The organism is Prevotella sp. HCN-7019 (assembly GCF_037890215.1).
GTDB lineage: Bacteria > Bacteroidota > Bacteroidia > Bacteroidales > Bacteroidaceae > Prevotella.
This window is the reverse complement of sequence record NZ_JBBKBO010000006.1, coordinates 67,556-85,229: the sequence shown is the minus strand read 5'-3', so window position 1 is coordinate 85,229 and position 17,674 is coordinate 67,556. Positions and strand designations below refer to the sequence as shown.

At 40.2% G+C, this 17,674-nt stretch carries 13 protein-coding genes and 4 tRNA genes; 14 read left to right on the top strand and 3 right to left on the bottom strand.

Annotated features, from left to right (window positions below; all coding sequences use genetic code 11):
• The first annotated feature begins 158 nt into the window (after positions 1-158).
• The 12 genes from WKT13_RS09260 (at position 159) to WKT13_RS09205 (ending at position 8,997) form a co-directional block, all read left to right on the top strand.
• Complete coding sequence (locus WKT13_RS09260; RefSeq protein ID WP_340323665.1) at positions 159-2,675, top strand: DUF5686 family protein; 2,517 nt, start codon at positions 159-161, stop codon at positions 2,673-2,675.
• A 12-nt stretch (positions 2,676-2,687) separates the two neighbouring features.
• Complete coding sequence (locus WKT13_RS09255; protein ID WP_340323664.1) at positions 2,688-3,173, top strand: PaaI family thioesterase; 486 nt, start codon at positions 2,688-2,690, stop codon at positions 3,171-3,173.
• A gap of 171 nt (positions 3,174-3,344) precedes the next feature.
• Entirely contained in the window at positions 3,345-4,109 is a 765-nt protein-coding gene (locus tag WKT13_RS09250; protein WP_340323663.1) for a phosphatase PAP2 family protein, read from the top strand.
• A 206-nt stretch (positions 4,110-4,315) separates the two neighbouring features.
• Positions 4,316-5,497 carry a carboxynorspermidine decarboxylase gene (nspC, locus tag WKT13_RS09245; RefSeq protein ID WP_340323662.1) on the top strand — a complete coding sequence of 394 codons (1,182 nt, stop codon included), beginning with the start codon at positions 4,316-4,318 and terminating at the stop codon, positions 5,495-5,497.
• Positions 5,498-5,605: 108 nt separating this feature from the next.
• Positions 5,606-5,678, top strand: a tRNA-Gly gene (locus WKT13_RS09240).
• A gap of 41 nt (positions 5,679-5,719) precedes the next feature.
• Positions 5,720-5,801: transfer RNA gene (locus WKT13_RS09235), tRNA-Leu, on the top strand.
• Positions 5,802-5,828: 27 nt separating this feature from the next.
• A tRNA-Leu gene (locus WKT13_RS09230) sits at positions 5,829-5,915 on the top strand.
• A gap of 13 nt (positions 5,916-5,928) precedes the next feature.
• Positions 5,929-6,001: transfer RNA gene (locus tag WKT13_RS09225), tRNA-Gly, on the top strand.
• A 30-nt stretch (positions 6,002-6,031) separates the two neighbouring features.
• A complete protein-coding gene (locus WKT13_RS09220) occupies positions 6,032-6,586 on the top strand; it encodes a hypothetical protein (protein ID WP_298621045.1) in 555 nt (184 codons plus the stop codon).
• A 36-nt stretch (positions 6,587-6,622) separates the two neighbouring features.
• Entirely contained in the window at positions 6,623-7,030 is a 408-nt protein-coding gene (locus WKT13_RS09215; protein WP_298621047.1) for a single-stranded DNA-binding protein, read from the top strand.
• A 14-nt stretch (positions 7,031-7,044) separates the two neighbouring features.
• The gene (gene gldE, locus WKT13_RS09210) at positions 7,045-8,376 is read left to right on the top strand and encodes a gliding motility-associated protein GldE (RefSeq protein ID WP_298621160.1); all 1,332 of its coding nucleotides are present in this window, start codon (positions 7,045-7,047) and stop codon (positions 8,374-8,376) included.
• Between the two features lie 309 nt (positions 8,377-8,685).
• Complete coding sequence (locus WKT13_RS09205) at positions 8,686-8,997, top strand: 4'-phosphopantetheinyl transferase family protein (protein ID WP_340323661.1); 312 nt, start codon at positions 8,686-8,688, stop codon at positions 8,995-8,997.
• A 288-nt stretch (positions 8,998-9,285) separates the two neighbouring features.
• Here the strand turns inward: WKT13_RS09205 and WKT13_RS09200 are convergent, their stop codons facing one another.
• Positions 9,286-9,684 carry a rhodanese-like domain-containing protein gene (locus WKT13_RS09200; protein WP_340323660.1) on the bottom strand — a complete coding sequence of 133 codons (399 nt, stop codon included), beginning with the start codon at positions 9,682-9,684 and terminating at the stop codon, positions 9,286-9,288.
• 283 nt (positions 9,685-9,967) lie between these two features.
• On the opposite strand from WKT13_RS09200, the gene WKT13_RS09195 reads away from it, so the two are divergent.
• Positions 9,968-11,788 (top strand): fibronectin type III domain-containing protein, encoded by a 1,821-nt coding sequence (locus tag WKT13_RS09195; protein WP_340323659.1) that lies wholly within the window; start codon positions 9,968-9,970, stop codon positions 11,786-11,788.
• Between the two features lie 17 nt (positions 11,789-11,805).
• On the top strand, positions 11,806-14,664 hold the full coding sequence (locus tag WKT13_RS09190; protein WP_340323658.1) for a thiol protease/hemagglutinin PrtT: 2,859 nt from the start codon (positions 11,806-11,808) through the stop codon (positions 14,662-14,664).
• A 352-nt stretch (positions 14,665-15,016) separates the two neighbouring features.
• Here the strand turns inward: WKT13_RS09190 and WKT13_RS09185 are convergent, their stop codons facing one another.
• Positions 15,017-16,207 carry a hypothetical protein gene (locus WKT13_RS09185; protein ID WP_340323657.1) on the bottom strand — a complete coding sequence of 397 codons (1,191 nt, stop codon included), beginning with the start codon at positions 16,205-16,207 and terminating at the stop codon, positions 15,017-15,019.
• Between the two features lie 561 nt (positions 16,208-16,768).
• The gene (locus WKT13_RS09180; RefSeq protein WP_340323656.1) at positions 16,769-17,653 is read right to left on the bottom strand and encodes a helix-turn-helix domain-containing protein; all 885 of its coding nucleotides are present in this window, start codon (positions 17,651-17,653) and stop codon (positions 16,769-16,771) included.
• Positions 17,654-17,674: the final 21 nt, after the last annotated feature.

The window sequence follows — 17,674 nt, the reverse complement described above, 5'->3', positions numbered from 1 at the left end:
CTGCAAAATTAGTAGAAAAATATTAAAAAGCAAAAAGTTTTCTTGTTTTTTTTAATATCTATATATAACTTTGCAACAGCATTTTTTTGAGTAATTATATCAGGGTGAAAAGATTTTTTTGTAATTTATTTGTGTTTTTATTTGTGGCAGTGTCTGCCATGGCGCAAATAACGGGTGAGATCGTGGATGAGGATGGATACGCCATCCCCAATGCGAGTGCCATATATAAAGGACATCATGTTGCTGTTGTAAGTGATATTAATGGAAAATTCTCCATAGAACGTCATGAGGGGTGGACTCTTACTTTCAGTTCGGTGGGATTTAAGTCGCAGACAGTTAAGGTGTCGCAGGATACTCCGTCGTATATGAAGATTGTGCTTAAGGAAGACTCTAAGAATTTGAGTGAGGTTGTCATCAAAAGCAAGCGTGACAGGTATTCGCGTAAGAACAATCCTGCGGTGGAACTTATGAAGCGTGTCATTGCAGCAAAAAAAAGGACACACCTTGATAATCATGACTATTATCAGTACAATAAATATCAGAAAATAACATTCTCCGTAAATGACATAAAACCAGAGGATCTGGATAAAGGCATATTCAAGAAGCAGTCGTGGCTGGCAGACCAGATTGAAACCAGTCCGTATAATAATAAACTGATATTGCCTATATCTGTGGATGAAACTGTGACACAACATATTTACAGAAAAGATCCGAAGGTGGAGAAGGATATTATAAAGGGACAACGTTCGGACGGTATTAATAATGTGTTGCAGACAGGAGAGATTTTGAACACGATGCTTAAGGAAGTCTTTACGGACGTTGATATATATGATGATCATGTGCGACTTTTGCAGTATCAGTTCACAAGCCCTATTGGAGAGACTGCAATTTCTTTCTACAGATTTTATATTGAAGACACTGTATATGTAGATCGTGATCTTTGTTATCATCTGCAATTCTTGCCGAACAATCAGCAGGACTTCGGGTTCAGAGGTGAACTTTATGTGCTTGCGGATTCGACACTGCATGTGAAGCGGTGTTCTCTGACATTGCCTAAGAGTAGTATTGTCAATTTTGTTGACAATATGAAGATTGAGCAGGAATATACCAAACTTCCTAACGGTGAGTGGGTGCTTACTGTTGATGATATGATGGTTGAGCTTAGAGTCAACGATTTGCTTGGCAAAATGTTGGTTACGAGAACAACACGTCTTAGTGATTATGCGTTTGATGATTTGCCGAGCAAACTATTCAAAGGTAAAGCCAAAGTAAGGCACGAAGCAGACGCAATGATACGTGATGAGGCTTTTTGGAACCAATACAGGGCTGTCGGTCTGACCAAGAGTGAGTCGTCTATGAACGAATTCATTCATAGGATGGAGCAGTCGAAAAACTATAAGTGGATAATATTCGGCGTGAGGGCATTTCTGGAAAACTATGTGGAAACCGGAACATCGCGAACAAAAAGTAAGTTTGATTTCGGACCGGTGAATACTATCGTGTCAAAGAATTTTGTTGATGGTTTCAGGTTCAGAGTGAGTGGCCGTACGACAGCAAATCTCAATAAGCATCTGTTTTGGAACGGATATTATGCCTATGGTATGGATTCCCACAAGCATTATTATGGCACGGAAATAACATACAGTCTGAACAAAAAGAAGAATGTTCCCTTTGAGTTTCCGCAGCGTAATATAATATTCGAGACGGCTTACGATGTGATGTCTCCTTCTGATAAGTTCCTTCTGCACAATAAGGATAATATGTTCATGGCTTTCCGTACACAGAAGGTTGAACAGATGTATTTCTATAACAGACAGAAGTTGAGCTTTGTGTATGAGACGGACTGGGGATTCAGTATAGATACGTCAATTAAGACGGAAAGTAATGAACCTACTGGTGATCTGGTGTTTGAACGTATGACATCTCCACAGATAAATGAGAATGGTGAAGAAGTAAAGGATCTTGTTCGTAAAATACGTACTACGGAGTTTAAGTTCGGCATGAAATATTGTCCGGGTCAGACGTTTATCAACACAAAACAGCATCGCTGGCCTGTAAATTTGGATTCTCCGGAATTCACACTCAGCCATACGGTTGGATTGAAGAACTTTCTAGGTGGACAGTATAGACTCAACTTTACAGAAATGGGCATTTATAAAAGATTTTGGCTTGGAAGTTGGGGATATGTTGACACTCATCTTAATGGTGGTGTTCAATGGGACAAGGTTCCTTTCCCACTGTTGATAATGCCTCCCGTAAACTTGTCGTATTTTGAACATGAGAGCACGTTTAATATGATGAGGAATATGGAATTCCTGAGTGACAGATATGCTTTCTGGTCTGTGGCATGGGATATGAACGGAAAACTGCTTAATAGAATTCCTCTCGTCAAAAAGTTGAAGTGGCGTGAATATATTGCGGTCAAGGGTATGTGGGGAATGGTTACAGATAAGAACAATCCGTTCCTTGAACGCAACAGTATGGACAATTTGCTGTTCCGGTTCCCGGAAGGTGCAGGTATAATGGATAAGAATAAGCCATATTGGGAAGTTGTTGTGGGTGTGCACAATATTTTCAAGTTCTTCGGAGTCGATTATGTACGTCGTCTGACATATACAGATATGCCGGGTGTGAAGAAGAATGGTGTGCGCTTCAGTTTCATGATGAGCTTCTGATACATATAAATTATGAGAAAAATCAAGAATCCGTTTGTCGGCAAGGATGGGTATAATTGTTTTGGATGTTCACCAGACAATCCTTTTGGATTGCACATGGAGTTTTTTGAAGATGGAGATGATGTGATTTCATATTGGCATCCCCATGATCATTTCCAGGGATGGATCGGTGTCATGCATGGCGGTATTCTTGCAACAATGATAGATGAAACTGCAGGATGGGTGGTCATGCGCAAGTTGCAAACCTCCGGCATGACATCACGTATGAATTTAAAATATCTTGCTCCGGTAATGCTGGATGAACCGCAGATAACAGTTCGTGCCAGAATAACAGGGCAAAAACGTAACTATTGGATCATTTCCGTTTCGTTGGAAGATGGTAAGGGAAAAACTTGCGTTGAGGCTGAAGTTGTTTATTATGCTTTTGATAAGGAGCATTCGAAAGAAATGGGCTTCTTTGGTTGTGATGTGGAAGAGGAACAATTGTTATCAATGTAAAATAAGTAATATTTTTTCGGATTTTTATACAATAAAGATAATGCTTTGACGTTATTGCTAATATAAAACATGATTGCAATTAATAACTTGACTATGAAGAATTTGTCCTCATGCCTTCGGAGGATAGTCCTTTTGGATTTTAACATTTCAGCAAGAGCCTGGGACCTGTTTATGATAAGGCTTGTTTGTGTTCTTGCAATTTTTCTGGTAGCGGCATTCTTGCTGTATCACATTCCTGGAATGGCTCCAGTTGTAAGAATAATGGATTTGTTTGACAAGCAGTTGATGGTGACACTTAATCATGACGGAGGACGTGTTGCCGATGCTTTTTGGTACATGCTTTCTTCAAAATATTCTTCAATATCATTGATTGTTGCGCTACTGTATTCTTTCTTCCATTTTAAAGTGAAATGGTATGAAGCGCTCTTTATTATATTGAGTTTGGTTCTCATAGTAATATTGTGTGACAAGATTTCTTCTTCCATAATAAAACCTTATTTTTGCAGACTCCGTCCTTCGCATAGCCCGGCAATATGTGACTTGCTTCATTATGTGAATGGATATAAGAGTGGAATGTACGGTTTTGTATCGAGCCATGCGGCTAATGCCATTGGCGTGGTTACCTATCTGTCTTTGGTTTTCAGAAAGAAAAAGATGGTGCTTACATTGATTTTGTGGGCAATATGTATGTGCTATTCACGCATTTATCTTGGCGTACATTATCCGGGAGATGTTTTCTTTGGAGGACTTCTTGGAGTAACTATCGGCGGCGGAGTGTATTATCTTGTGCGTTATGCTTACACTCGTTGTCTTTTCAAGGTGTGTACGGTGAATTTTTATACAACAGGCGTTTCTAGGCAATATGCAATTCTGAATACCGCAATATGGGGTACAATTGGATTTATTCTCTGTTACAGTCTGGTTGTTAATTTGTGATATGCCAATTGTATTTAATTTGTAAAAACAGATTTTATAGTGTTTCGTGTAAAACGTATTTTTTTTATGTGATACCGAACACATGAATATAATATATGTAGGAGACATAGGCATCTTGAATGCCTATGTCTTATATTTGTAAAAAAGAGTTGTCCGTTTTGCGGATCTCATGGTGATAACTTAGTGAATTGAAAATAAACGAATATATGAAAGTTGATGTAAATACGTTTAAGGAAATACATAGACCAATGTATGTGTTGGAGGAGAAATTGTTGCGTAAAAATCTGTCTTTGATAAAACATGTCGCAGATACAGCAGGTGTTGAAATTATTCTTGCCTTCAAAGCATATGCTCTATGGAAGACTTTTCCTGTTTTTCGTGAATATATCAATGCAACAACGGCAAGTTCACTTTCTGAGGCACGTTTGGCGTTTGATAAGTTCGGCCGGCCAGCCCATACGTATTCTCCTGCGTATACATCTTATGAAATAGATGAGATAGCGTCTTGCTCGAGTCATCTTACATTTAATTCTTTGTCTCAGTACGAGCGTTTTGCCAGCAGGGTAAAAAACACGAATCCTGATATAAGTATCGGGTTACGCGTGAATCCTGAATATTCAGAGATTTCAACAGATTTGTATAATCCTTGTGCTCCAGGGACCCGTTTTGGCGTAAATTCTGATAATTTGCCGGAGACTCTCCCTTCATACATAGAAGGTTTTCACTGTCATTGCCATTGTGAGAGTGGGGCTGATGTTTTTCAGCGTACGCTTTCTCATATAGAAGAAAAATTTTCCAAATGGTTTGGACAATTGAAGTGGATTAATTTTGGTGGTGGTCATCTGATGACCCGGAATGATTATGATGTGGACCTTCTTATAAAAATATTGCAGGATTTCCGTCTCAGATATCCTCATCTTAAGGTTATATTGGAACCAGGAAGTGCCTTTGCATGGCAAACAGGTCCGCTTGTCTCACAGGTTGTAGACATTGTCGAGGATCATGGTATTCGCACTGCAATTCTTAATGTAAGTTTCACTTGTCATATGCCCGACTGTCTTGAGATGCCGTATATGCCGGCTGTGAGAGGCGCTGAAGTGGTGAATGAGGAAGGTCCTGTTCATTCAGAAAATGAAAAGTCGCATATTTATCGGTTGGGAGGGAACAGTTGCCTTTCAGGTGATTTCTTGTCAAGCTGGCGATTTGATAAAGAATTGAACGTAGGAGATAATGTCATATTTGAGGATATGATCCATTACACAACGGTCAAGACTTGCACATTTAATGGAATCAGTCACCCTGCAATCGGATTGGTTCATCAGGACAATAATGAGTTGGAAATACTCCGTGAATACACTTTTGAGGACTATTTTAGTCGGATGGATTAGAAATTTATATCATTTTTGAAAAAAAACGCAAGAAAAATTTGTAGGTTCAAAAAAAAGCATTACCTTTGCAACCGCATTTAGAGAAATGCTTCTGTAAAAAGAAATGTTGCGGAAATAGCTCAGTTGGTAGAGCACGACCTTGCCAAGGTCGGGGTCGCGGGTTCGAGTCCCGTTTTCCGCTCAACATTCTGAATATTGACAGTTTGAAATGTTTCAATTTTTGCCCAGGTGGCGGAATTGGTAGACGCGCACGTTTCAGGTGCGTGTGCCGCGAGGCGTGCAGGTTCGAGTCCTGTTCTGGGCACGATTTATTCAGAATGTTATATATGTTGGAGAGGTGGCGGAATTGGTAGACGCGCTACTTTGAGGGGGTAGTGACAATTGTGTCGTGGGAGTTCGAGTCTCCTCCTCTTCACCATTATTTTTTTGTTGCGGAAATAGCTCAGTTGGTAGAGCACGACCTTGCCAAGGTCGGGGTCGCGGGTTCGAGTCCCGTTTTCCGCTCTTTTTTTCTCAGAGAAACATAACAATCCGATGAATTTATACTTAAGATATTTTGATAAAGAAACTTTAGTCACGAATGTAGATGATGCAATCGCTTTTTTGCGTTCTATTCAAGAGATTGGAATGAATTCTGGACTGGAGGCGGACATCCGTGATTATGTTGCAAGCGATGTCTATTATCCTAAAAGATATAAGGTTAGACAGCGCGTATATTTTATCATAATAAAGACAACTGCAGCTACAATGCTTGATTTCAAGCAGAAAAAAGCTCTTCATCCGGTTCCTGCAGGCAGCCAGATGATGGATAAACGCGATCTCGCGGCAACTGTTGTTACACGTTTGAATGAAGAAAGACCGGGATGGTATGAAGGTTCTCTTGATTTCAAGAGGGTGGTTATGATTCCGTCGACAGGAAAGCATGAATATCGTGATACACATTTTGTTGTACAGTGCAAGGCAATGTCTGGTTTGGATTGTTATAATAGAATAGTGGAACATCTGAAAGGACGTGTTGACAGCCGTTCACAATTTCCATCTGCTAAAGGAAAGAACTTCCACTACAAGTATCTTGGAATGTGGAAATAAAATAATCCCAGATTATCTTCTCTTCTATATATTATTATGAACAAGGTGATGCTTATAGGTAATGTCGGCAATGACCCTGAGGTTCGTTATTACGATGCGGATCAGGCTGTTGCTCAATTCCGTCTTGCAACGTCAGAGCGTTCGTATACTTTGCAGAACGGAACACGCGTACCGGAGCATACTGATTGGCATAATATTGTTTTGTGGAAAGGACTTGCCAAAATAGCTGAGAAATACGTGCACAAAGGTGACAAACTCTATATTGAGGGTCGCATACGTTATCGTGTATATGATGATCAGAGAGGAGTCCGTCGTTTTGTTACGGAGATATATGGTGAGAATATGGAGATTCTTTCCACGCGCAGTACCACATCTGTGACTTCTGATTATAAGCTATCATCCGGTGCTGATGACAGGAAGACATCAGATGATGAACCATTTTAATTTTGTTAATTGTTTTGGACACGTTACCGATAGTAGAGTCTTTATCTGACATTCATTTTATATCTCCTACCTTAGGAGTTGTTATTGCGCTTCTATTAGCGTTCTTCTTATTGTTCATCTCCGGTTTTGCGAGCGGTTCTGAAATAGCTTTTTTCAGCTTGCTGCCTTCTGAGATATCAGAAGTAAGTGCTGGAAAAACAGAGGCCGACCAGAAAATAAAATCATTGCTTGACGACAGCGAGCGTACATTGGCAACTATTCTTATAACGAATAATTTTGTCAATGTGATGATAATAATGCTCTGCAATTATATATTTGCCTCAATAATCGATTTTGGACCTAAGGCTTATTGGCTTCAGTTTCTTTGTATCACCGTATTGCTCACCTTCCTGTTGCTTCTTTTCGGGGAGATAATGCCTAAGGTGTACAGCCGTCAGAATCCGCTCCGATTCTGCCGCAGAACTGTAAGAGGAATCTTGTTTTTCAGAAAACTTTTCTGGCCCGTCGAGAACATACTTCTGCGTAGCGGTATGCTTGCAGAAAAAGTTGTTCAGAAAGAGAATCATGTATTAAGTGTAAATGAACTCGAGCAGGCCCTTGAACTTACTGATACAGAAGATATAAAGGATGAACAGAGCATGCTCCAGGGTATAATACGCTTTGGAGACGAAACTGCCAAGGAGATTATGACAGTCCGTCAGGATATTGTCGATATTGATATAGAAAGCAGTTACGCCGATGTTCTGAAATGCATTGTTGACAATAATTATAGTCGAATCCCAGTATATCAGGGCTCTTCTGACAACATAAAAGGTATTCTTTATATAAAAGACCTGCTGCCGCATCTGTCTAAGCATTCCACGTTCAGATGGCAGAGCCTCATCCGTCCGCCTTATTTCGTTCCTGAAACAAAAAAGATAGACGATCTGTTGCGTGAGTTTCAAAAGAACAAAATGCATATAGCCATTGTCGTTGACGAATTTGGTGGAACCAGCGGTCTTGTCACACTTGAAGACATTCTTGAGGAAATTGTCGGTGAGATTAATGACGAGTTTGACGATGAAGGCAGTACATATTCAAAGATAAATTATAATACTTATATATTTGAAGGCAAGACGCTTCTTACAGATTTCTATAGAATAATCAATGCCGAAGATGATGTTTTCGCTGATGTCGAAGGCGAAGCTGATACGCTTGCAGGAATGTTGCTTGAGATAAAAGGCGACTTCCTGAGCATGCATGAAAAGATAGAATATAAAAACTATCTTTTTGAGATAATCGGTATTGAAGGCCGGAGAATAAGCAAAGTCAAGGTTGTTGTGAATTCTCCTTTAGTCAAATCCTAATATAATTGTCGAATGCCTCTTGTTTCCGTAGAAAAAATAGATGCTGACGTTCAGCTTGGTCTTTGGAAAATAGAAGAGCAGGATTCTGAATTATGTGAACTTGATGCCAATCTTTTTCTTAAATCCGCAGTTATGTCCTGCGGTAGTTTGAGAAGACGTGCAGAGATAGTCTCCGTACATTCTCTTTTACACGCCATGACATCAGACCCCGGTTTGTTCATAGACCATACTCCGGAAGGCCGGCCTATTATAAAAGGTGCTGATATAAATGTCGGTGTAAGTCATACAAACGGGTATGCCACGTTGATAATGTCGCATACAAAAAATGTTTCTGTCGACATTGAGTATATCAACGATCGCGTGGACCGCATAGCAGAAAGGTTCATTCGTGATGATGAAACAGCATTGTGCACATTAAGCCGGCTTGTTCATTGGTGTGTGAAGGAAACCTTATACAAATACTTTTCTGAACAGAAACTCGGATATTATGAAATGAGACTGCATCCATTCGAACTTTCTTCAGAAGGTAAGGTGTTTGCCGACAACCTTAGGGAAAACACTACGTCCGCAGTATTCTACAAGATTGCCGACGAATATGTAATTACATATATGTTCGCCTGAAAAGGCTGTATCTCACCGTTTCAAATTCTTGTTTTCCTTATTTGAATTTGCGTCCGATATCGGCTTGTTTGTCAGAAATATTCTTTGCACGCTGCAATAAAGCCAATATCGTGTTATGAAACAGCCCATATTATGGCCTGAAATGGCCCATTTCATGTCCTAAAATGGGCTGTTTCGCAGGCTCAAATGGTTTATTTTGCGAGTTCAAAAAGCCTTTTCCGTATCGTGTAAAACATTCTGCGACTGGAAAAGCCGTAACTGCTGTTTCAGTCTTATGTCAGATTTGTGTTATTTTACGATAGGTTTCTTCTCGCTTTCCCATTTCAGAATACCGCCTTTCATGTTTATCACTTTATATCCGGCATCTGAAAGTTGTTTTGCGGCATCGGCGCTTCGTTTGCCGCTTCTGCAGTAAACAGCTATTGTCTTTGATTTATCCAGAACGGTTTTCGCCGTTTTCATAAAATCTTCATTTTTTATATCTATTTGTTTTGCTTCGGCCAGATGTCCTTCGTCAAATTCTTTTTTGGTTCTTACATCAAGTATCTGGACATTCTCTGATTTTATCTGAGACTCAAACACATCGGTTGTTACATTACGGTATCCGGATGTTTTTATAGATTTTATACTGCATCCTCCAACTACCAGTCCTGCTAAAGCGGCAAGTAAAGCTATAGTTTTTTTCATATTTTTATTTTATGATTTTTCTCTTGGCAAACATAGTTAAAATGGCTGTAATACGCAAACTCCTGAAGCCTAAAAAGCAGTTAAATAATGAGAATATATTGTTATAAAACATAACATGCAATGATTGTAAGAACATGGACAGTACTATTGTTCTGCATAAATCATGTATAAAATATGTATATCACAGCTTTGTAATATAATATATTTAATGTATCTTTGTGGCATATTTGCTTGGCATTTTGTTATTATATATATTGTCAAACCTATCAATGATGAAATTATTATGAAAAAAAACTTACTTTTGTTTTTGTTGTTGACGCTGATGTCATTCATGTGTGCTGATCTTTATGCACAGGAAGAGGTTGTGATAGATGAGAACTTCAGCGCTTTTACTGAGGGTAGTGAATCGAAGCCGGCTACAACAGATATCTCCGGATATTCAGGAAAACTATATAAAACCATCGGTTGGAATGGTTCTAAGGTATATGAAGCCGGTGGAATGCTCAAGGTTGCTGATGGCGGAAAGCTGACAACTCCTTACATGAGAAACATGAGCAAGACTTCCAACATAAAGGTAACATTCGATGTGAGAAGCCTTGCCGATTATGGAGGCGGTGTTGTGTTGAAGCTTGGTTACAGCAAGTCAGAGACTTTTCTTGTGTATGACAGTGAATGGCATACCATGACGGCTATATTCGAGAACGCATCTCCTACCAACAGCTTGGAGTTCAATCCTTATCTTGCAGCAGAAGGCATACTTATTGATAATGTGAAAGTGATAGCTTCAGACGATCTTGTTGCTGCACCGGAGGCCCTTCAGCCACTTGCTGCTGACGAAACAAGTTTTACAGCAAGATGGAAGAGCGTCAGTGGCGCTACTTATCTCCTTGATGTATATACAAAAGGTGTTGATGGAGCGAAGGATTATCTCGTGAAAGATCGTGAGGAGACAGGCACTTCTGCACTTGTAGAAGGACTTGTTGCCGGAAATGTTTATTATTATACAGTACGTGCTAAGAAGGGCGAGACTGTTTCTGATTATTCTAATGAGATTGAGGTGGTTGAGGTTCTCGAAAGTGTTGACGCTCCAAAGGCTCTGCCGGCTACTAATGTGACAGAAACCGGTTTCACTGCTAATTGGGAGGCTGTTGCCAAGGCAACCCGTTATATGGTTCAGCTCACTCGTATCGAGACTTTGACCGAAAGCAAGTCTGTAAACATTCTTGACGAAGACTTCTCAAAGGTCGATAAAGGAACTCTCACCAATGTCGATTTTATCTCAAGCAGCGATATTGACTCTTATACAAAAGTTCCCGGATGGTCTACATATATGGAGTGTGTGGCTAAAGGATATATGGGAATTTCTCCATACAGCGATAATGGAGGATTCATCAAGACACCTGCACTGAATCTTTCTCATGACGGAGGCAAATTCACTGTTGCGTTGAATATGGCAGAAGGATCTTTCGGAACATACTATGAGGGAACAAATGTTGAGATTCGTATTTACAATGGCGACTCAGAAGAGCCTGTAGAGACAAAGACTGTTGTTCTTGCTAAGAACTTCAAGGATTATACTTTAGAATTTACAAATGGAACCGAAGGAACGTATGTTGAGGTATATTACAATGGAAACAAAAAACTCTTTGTAGATTATATCACTGTTTCGCAGGTTCTTTCAGAAGGCGACGTTTATTCTTCAGTAGTTGAAGACCGTGAGCTTGAAAATGTTACATCTACAACATTCGAAGTTCCGTTGACTGAAAGCGTAAGCTATTCTTATCAGGTTGTTGCATATGCACGTACTGTTGTGGATGGCGAGATTGATTATATGCCATCAGCTCCGTCAGACGTGGTTAATGTAAAACTCACTTCGTCGTCAATAGACGGTGTTCAGGAAACAACAGATAATCTGAAGGTTTATGCAGAAAATGGTGGCATTGTTGTTGAGCTTGCTGCAGATGCGGTTATTAATGTTTACAATGCAGCCGGCCAGCAGACGGCTTCAGTTTCCGGACGTCAGGGTGCAAACCATATCAGTGTTTCTTCTGGACTTAACATTGTCAAGGTAGGCGCAAAGAGTGCGAAAGTACTTGTTCGTTAATGCAAATAAGGGTAATTATGAAAAGATATAATCTCCTATGGATTCTCAGTCTGCTCTCTTTCCTTTATGTCGGTGCCAGACCGATAACAAAGAGTGCGGCCGAGAACATTGCGAGAGGTTTTATGAGCAAGCGGTGCAGCAAGTCTGCATCGCTTGCCTGTTTACCTCATAAGAGTGCAGTGAAAGGCAGTTCGGGTGACGTAGCTCCATACTATATATTCAATATAGGTAATCGCGAAGGCTTTGTTATTGTGTCCGGTGACGACAATGCCGAGCCTGTTCTCGGTTATTCCGACCGTGGTGAACTTGATCTTGACAATATGCCGGCCAACATGGTTGAGTGGTTGCGTCTTAACGAACTCTATGTAGAAAACTGTGCCAAGCGTGAGTCTTCAGCTGTCGGCACCTCACGCACTGGCAATGGGACGGTTGTGGTGGAGCCTTTGCTCGGCGACATCATGTGGGGCCAGGATTTCCCGTTCAATGAGATGTGTCCTACCTATTATTCCGGTGGACAGAATCTGCATTATTATGTAGGATGTGTTGCTACAGCTGCCACACAGATAATGCGCTATTACAGATACCCACAGCAGGGCACAGGTTCAAAAAGCTATGTGTTCAAAGGTCAGACCCTTTCGGCCGATTTCGGCAATACCACATATGATTGGGATAACATGTTGGCCTTTTATCCGTCAGACGGTGTCAGTCAGGAGCAGATCGATGCTGCCGCCACTCTGGCATATCATTTTGGAGTTTCTGTTGAAATGGAATATGCCGAGAACGGAAGTGGTGCGCTTTCCATGCTTGTGCCGCATGCCTTGAAAACTTATTTCGGTTATGACAAAGCCACAACCATGCGCCGCCGTAACTTTTACAGTGCCACAGAATGGCTAGAACTGATAAAGCACGAACTTGACAACAACCGTCCCGTTTACTATGGAGCGACGAGCGACAGTGGTCTGGGTGGACATGCTTTTGTCTGCGATGGTTACGATTCTGAGGGATATGTCCACATCAATTGGGGATGGTATGGCATGAGCAACGGTTATTTTCTCGTAAATCATCTCAATCCGGACGATCTTGGTGAAGGTGGAGGTACTGGAGGCTATAACACCGATCAGGAAATCATCACAGGCATACAGCCGTCAACTGGCGGTACAACAGATTTCGACCGTCCACTTTATGGTCTGCTCAGTCTCAAGTGTAGTGATTACGGAAGTGATTTCACTCTCATGTCGTCTGTCAACAACTATGATGTTACTCCGTTCGATGGCCAGATTGCCGCAGTCGTTACACGCGACGGTCAGATAATAGACATACTGAAGACCGACGGCGAGTCAACCCATATCGATGGTTTTGCCAATAGTATGAGCGGACTCTATTTCCTCACCATGCGCGACATTCCTACAACAGTGAGCGAGGGTATTGCCGACGGTGCGTGCGAAGTACGCCTCGCGTTTAAGGAATCTGATGAAGATCGTTGGCAGTTCCTTCGTCATGAAAACAGAGAGCGTGGATATGTTGCGGCAAACATTGTTGACGGAGTGCTCGATCTTGACGAAGACGCGGCTCCGGTACCCGATGTCACAGTTGTCGGACAGATACAGAACGATGGTGACATATTTGCTGGTGGTAGTGCGCTTTTCTGCGTTACTCTTCAGAACAATTCTTCCAACTTCAACCTTAAGAATGTTGTTGTCAGATTCCGTTCAAAGGCAGATGCCACAAAGGTGTGGGACTATGAGAATATAGTCAATATCTACGATGGTAGCACCGAGAGTGTTAAACTTTTTGTAAACCTTGCTGAGGATATGCCGGCGGGTGATTATGACATCATACTCTTCGAGAAGGGTTATCCTGATAATCCTTTCGTGCAGACTTCTTCAGAGCCAGCGTCTGTCACAGTGCTCCCTGCTGCCACTGTGCCTGTGATGCGTCAGACCCAGAAGATGGGACTTGTCATCGGCACAACCGATGGACTTGTAAGACAGGGCGACGACATCATGTTCAAGGTAACAGCACGCAATTATGGCGCAGCCGGAAATGTTGGTGTCATACTTTGGATGGAGAATGTGGATAAACCTGAAGAGACATATCTTTTCCTCCAGGAGAATGTCACTGTAGAAAAAGGTGAGGAAGTTACTGTTCCTCTTTTCCGCAAGCTGCCGGTTGATCCGGGTACATATCGTCTAAAACTCACTTATCTCACAGACGACGGCAACGAGATTGCCGATGCTAATGCTGCAGGATTCGACAACACACTCGAGGTTCACGAGAACAATACGGATATCATGCTTGAGGCCGTAAGTCTTGACATGCCTGATGTGCTTTATACTGAAGAGAAAGCACCTTGCAAGATTGTTCTTCATGCACCGCAGGATTTCAGCGGTATGGTTTATCTGCGCTTGCGTCAATATACCAACACTAATGGTGAGATTGCTCAAATGAGCAGCGTGAAGATGAAGGCCGGTGAGACAAAAGAGTTAAGTTTTGATTATAAACCGAGAGTAGAGCCACAGCGTTACATGTTGCTCGTTGAGGCAAAACAGGGTGGCGTCACCGGTACAGTGGCTTCTTACCACAACTGCTACAAACTGGTTGAAGTTAAAAGCGGAACTTCTGGCATATCTTCTGTCGATGCTCAGAATGATAATGCCAATGTTTACTATAAGGATGGACGTGTTTATGTGGATGTTGCTGATGGCAGCACTCTGTTGAAGACGGAACTCATCGCTGCCAATGGTGCTCTCGTTACATCTTGCGACAAAGCATCAATGACAGGCGGATGGCTCGCTGTTGATGTACAGCCGGGTGTTTACATGGTCAAGGTAACAACGGACAATGGCGTGTCTGTCAGAAAAATTGTGATAAAATAATCGGCTTGATGTCCGTTTGTATGGACACAGACAATTACAATTTCTGAATTTCTATATATCAGACATAATGAAAAGCGGGATGCGATTTTCTGAATCGCATCCCGCTTTATTGTAAAATTCTCGATACCAGTTATACAAAACTGTACGTAAGATAATTATAGTGTTTCTATTTTATATTTCAGACACCGATAGCGATAATTATTGGTAGATATGTGTATTGTTTAGCCCCAATTGGTCATTTATTACAGATTAATTTTTGTTGGCATTTATGTAATTTCATTTTTCTATAAATATTGATTAATCTTTAGATGTCTATTTCTAATATCTAAAATCTTAGAATAAAAGTAGATAATTACCAACCTAGTTTATCTGATATATTTGATTTTCCATTAGCTTCGCGAAATTTAGATTCTTCCTGTGAATTTAATTCAATAATTTCAAATGAATAGTCATCGTCAAAACCGATATATCCTATGTAATACGTACCTTTCTTCGTAATATTTGCTTTTACCCATTTATTTGTACCGTTTGGGAATGCTCCTAAAAATTTGTATTTATTACCTGTAAATTGAACTCTAAACAATCCTCTTGTTAATGGATCGTTTGGGGCTTCCATTTGTGTTTTAACAAAATACATATCTCCATTTTTATACACATTATTATAATATTTTTCGGCATTTTTGTATTTATATTTGTATAAATCTGGTTGAAGGATAATTTGACCAATATTAGATTTTATAACCATAATATATGGCCCTATATTTAACCCATCTGTAATACATATAATTACATCTGTACTAAATGTTTCTTGTATACTTTCTGGAATATAGGGATAGCTATTGTAATTATTATAATTTGCATAAGGATACTCACGAGCTTTTTTCAAAATTGATGTTTTTAATTGCTTCGCATTAAATCGTCTAACTTCAGAAGTATAATATTCGATATCTTCATTTGTTATTTGTTGATTTATTAATGAATCGATAAACGAATGTTTGTCTTCTTCGATTCTCTTTTGTGTGTTGATTTCTGTCTCTTGTTTTCTTTCTATATTAAGTTTTTCTTGTGATTTATTTTCAATCGGATAAATTTTCCGCCATTCATCTTGTTGAGGAGCAATTCCTTGCCTTAATGGTTTCATGTCCTGCATCAAAATTGTAATGCAGTAATTCATATCATTATCAGTTTGGAGAAACATTCCATCAAATTTATAACCATGGTTTTCTAAAAAAAGATCAAGCTTGTTTTCTGTCTGTATAATACATCGTCCTTTTAAAAGATTAGAATCAAGAACCTCTCCAGTATAAACATGCTGGTTCTTAATGTCATTATAACTGCTGTATTTAACAGAGATTTTTAGCTCGGCTAATGCGATTTTAAATAAATCACCTTGTTTGACAATATGTATTCTATCTGTTCCTGCAGGAGTAATTTGATGTCCTGTTGCATTATTTGCAAAAAAGTATCTATAACTTTGTTCCTGTCCAAATGTGTGAAATGTGCTAAATGTCAGTAATAAAAATAGACTCAGTATATTCTTCATATCTATTTATTATGTACAATAGTTAAACATAATGTTAGTTAGGCGAACTGTATATGCCTGTAATCTGGTTATTAGCGAAAATTGTTGTAATTTTATAGTGTTACTTTACAAGCAATAATTGCTATAATCACCGAGAGCAAAGTTATAGAATTATTTTGTATGGCGGATGATTTAGCTTAGTTGATTTTCAATTTTGCAAGTTTTTTGATATAATGATGTCAAAATCCATGTTTAAAGGTGTCATGAAACTCTAATATCACCGCGTCTCAACAATGTCAAAGGTATGGAATCAGGTTCATTATGATATCTTTCCCATAATTCCGGTTATCGTTGTTTGAAGCATTTTAGATAGGAAAATGTTTGCCGGTGTTTGGCTCAAGACATAAGAGCTTTGAGCTGCATATTGTTGCTTTCCGAAAAAAGTCGTGCATCAATTTTGTGAGTACTATTGACACACAGCCGGCTTTCTTATGAATTCGTTGATTTCACGTTAATTAATATCATAAAAAGAGATAAGTATGGCATATGTTTATGACATACAAGATGTTTGATTTAAGAATTCTATAATCTTTCCCTGTATTTCTGCGGTGACATTCCTGTCTGTTTTCTGAAGAAAGTGCCGAAACTCGACGGGTTGGGGAAGTGGAAATCGTTGGCTATTTCTGCAACGGTCTTGTTTGTGCTGTCGAGCAGAGACATTGCTTTGCGTGTTATTGCCTTGAACACAAGTTCCTGGACGGTGTATCCACACATCGACTTTGACAGTTCGGACAGGTATTTTGGCGAAAGAAACAGTTTGTCGGCATAGAACGTCACTCCGCGTTCAGTCATATAGTGGCGGCCGATGAGCTGAATCAGTTTGAGAAAGACCTCTGTGCGGCGTGTATTATGTGAAGCATCAGCAAAAAACTTATTGCTGAAGATCGTGCACAGACGATAGGTGAGTGACATCAGCAGCATTTTATGTTCGCTTACGGCAAACAGATTGTCCGGCTGAGGTGCCTCGCTGCCTATCAGAGATATGTATTCAGAAATGTCGTCCTCACATCCTGTGGTCCATACACAAGGCAGTTCCGGCGATATTTTGGCATATATCTGTACCGACTGAACCATCGTACCTATAACATAGCGTATGGGTTCCGTTTTATAGATTATTATGCTTAATCGCAGTTGTTGTGCCCGGCGTACGATGCGGAAACTGGTGTTCTCGGTTATAAATACTGTCTCGCCCTGCCTGGCAGTATATGTGTTGTCCGACAAAACGAAGTCAAAATTACCTTCATGGCAGACTATAAGTCCGATGCCGAAGTTGATGAAACCTTCGTACATGCGTTGCGGAAAGTCATGTATTATTCCTCCCGACGAGCATACATCGGCCCTTTTGTCCATGTCTTCCTGCAGTCGTGCCAGTTTTGCGTCTGCATTTGTGTCAGATGTATTGTTCATTGTGGCATGATGTTTTACATC

What these genes read in the sequence shown, in the direction of transcription:
- WKT13_RS09200 (WP_340323660.1), bottom strand. Translation starts at nt 9,684, where the DNA reads ATGAAAAAAACTATAGCTTTACTTGCCGCTTTAGCAGGACTGGTAGTT.
- nspC (WP_340323662.1), top strand. Translation starts at nt 4,316, where the DNA reads ATGAAAGTTGATGTAAATACGTTTAAGGAAATACATAGACCAATGTAT.
- WKT13_RS09250 (WP_340323663.1), top strand. Translation starts at nt 3,345, where the DNA reads ATGATAAGGCTTGTTTGTGTTCTTGCAATTTTTCTGGTAGCGGCATTC.
- WKT13_RS09215 (WP_298621047.1), top strand. Translation starts at nt 6,623, where the DNA reads ATGAACAAGGTGATGCTTATAGGTAATGTCGGCAATGACCCTGAGGTT.
- WKT13_RS09180 (WP_340323656.1), bottom strand. Translation starts at nt 17,653, where the DNA reads ATGAACAATACATCTGACACAAATGCAGACGCAAAACTGGCACGACTG.
- WKT13_RS09220 (WP_298621045.1), top strand. Translation starts at nt 6,032, where the DNA reads ATGAATTTATACTTAAGATATTTTGATAAAGAAACTTTAGTCACGAAT.
- WKT13_RS09205 (WP_340323661.1), top strand. Translation starts at nt 8,686, where the DNA reads ATGTCGCATACAAAAAATGTTTCTGTCGACATTGAGTATATCAACGAT.
- WKT13_RS09195 (WP_340323659.1), top strand. Translation starts at nt 9,968, where the DNA reads ATGAAAAAAAACTTACTTTTGTTTTTGTTGTTGACGCTGATGTCATTC.
- WKT13_RS09185 (WP_340323657.1), bottom strand. Translation starts at nt 16,207, where the DNA reads ATGAAGAATATACTGAGTCTATTTTTATTACTGACATTTAGCACATTT.
- WKT13_RS09190 (WP_340323658.1), top strand. Translation starts at nt 11,806, where the DNA reads ATGAAAAGATATAATCTCCTATGGATTCTCAGTCTGCTCTCTTTCCTT.
- WKT13_RS09260 (WP_340323665.1), top strand. Translation starts at nt 159, where the DNA reads ATGGCGCAAATAACGGGTGAGATCGTGGATGAGGATGGATACGCCATC.
- WKT13_RS09255 (WP_340323664.1), top strand. Translation starts at nt 2,688, where the DNA reads ATGAGAAAAATCAAGAATCCGTTTGTCGGCAAGGATGGGTATAATTGT.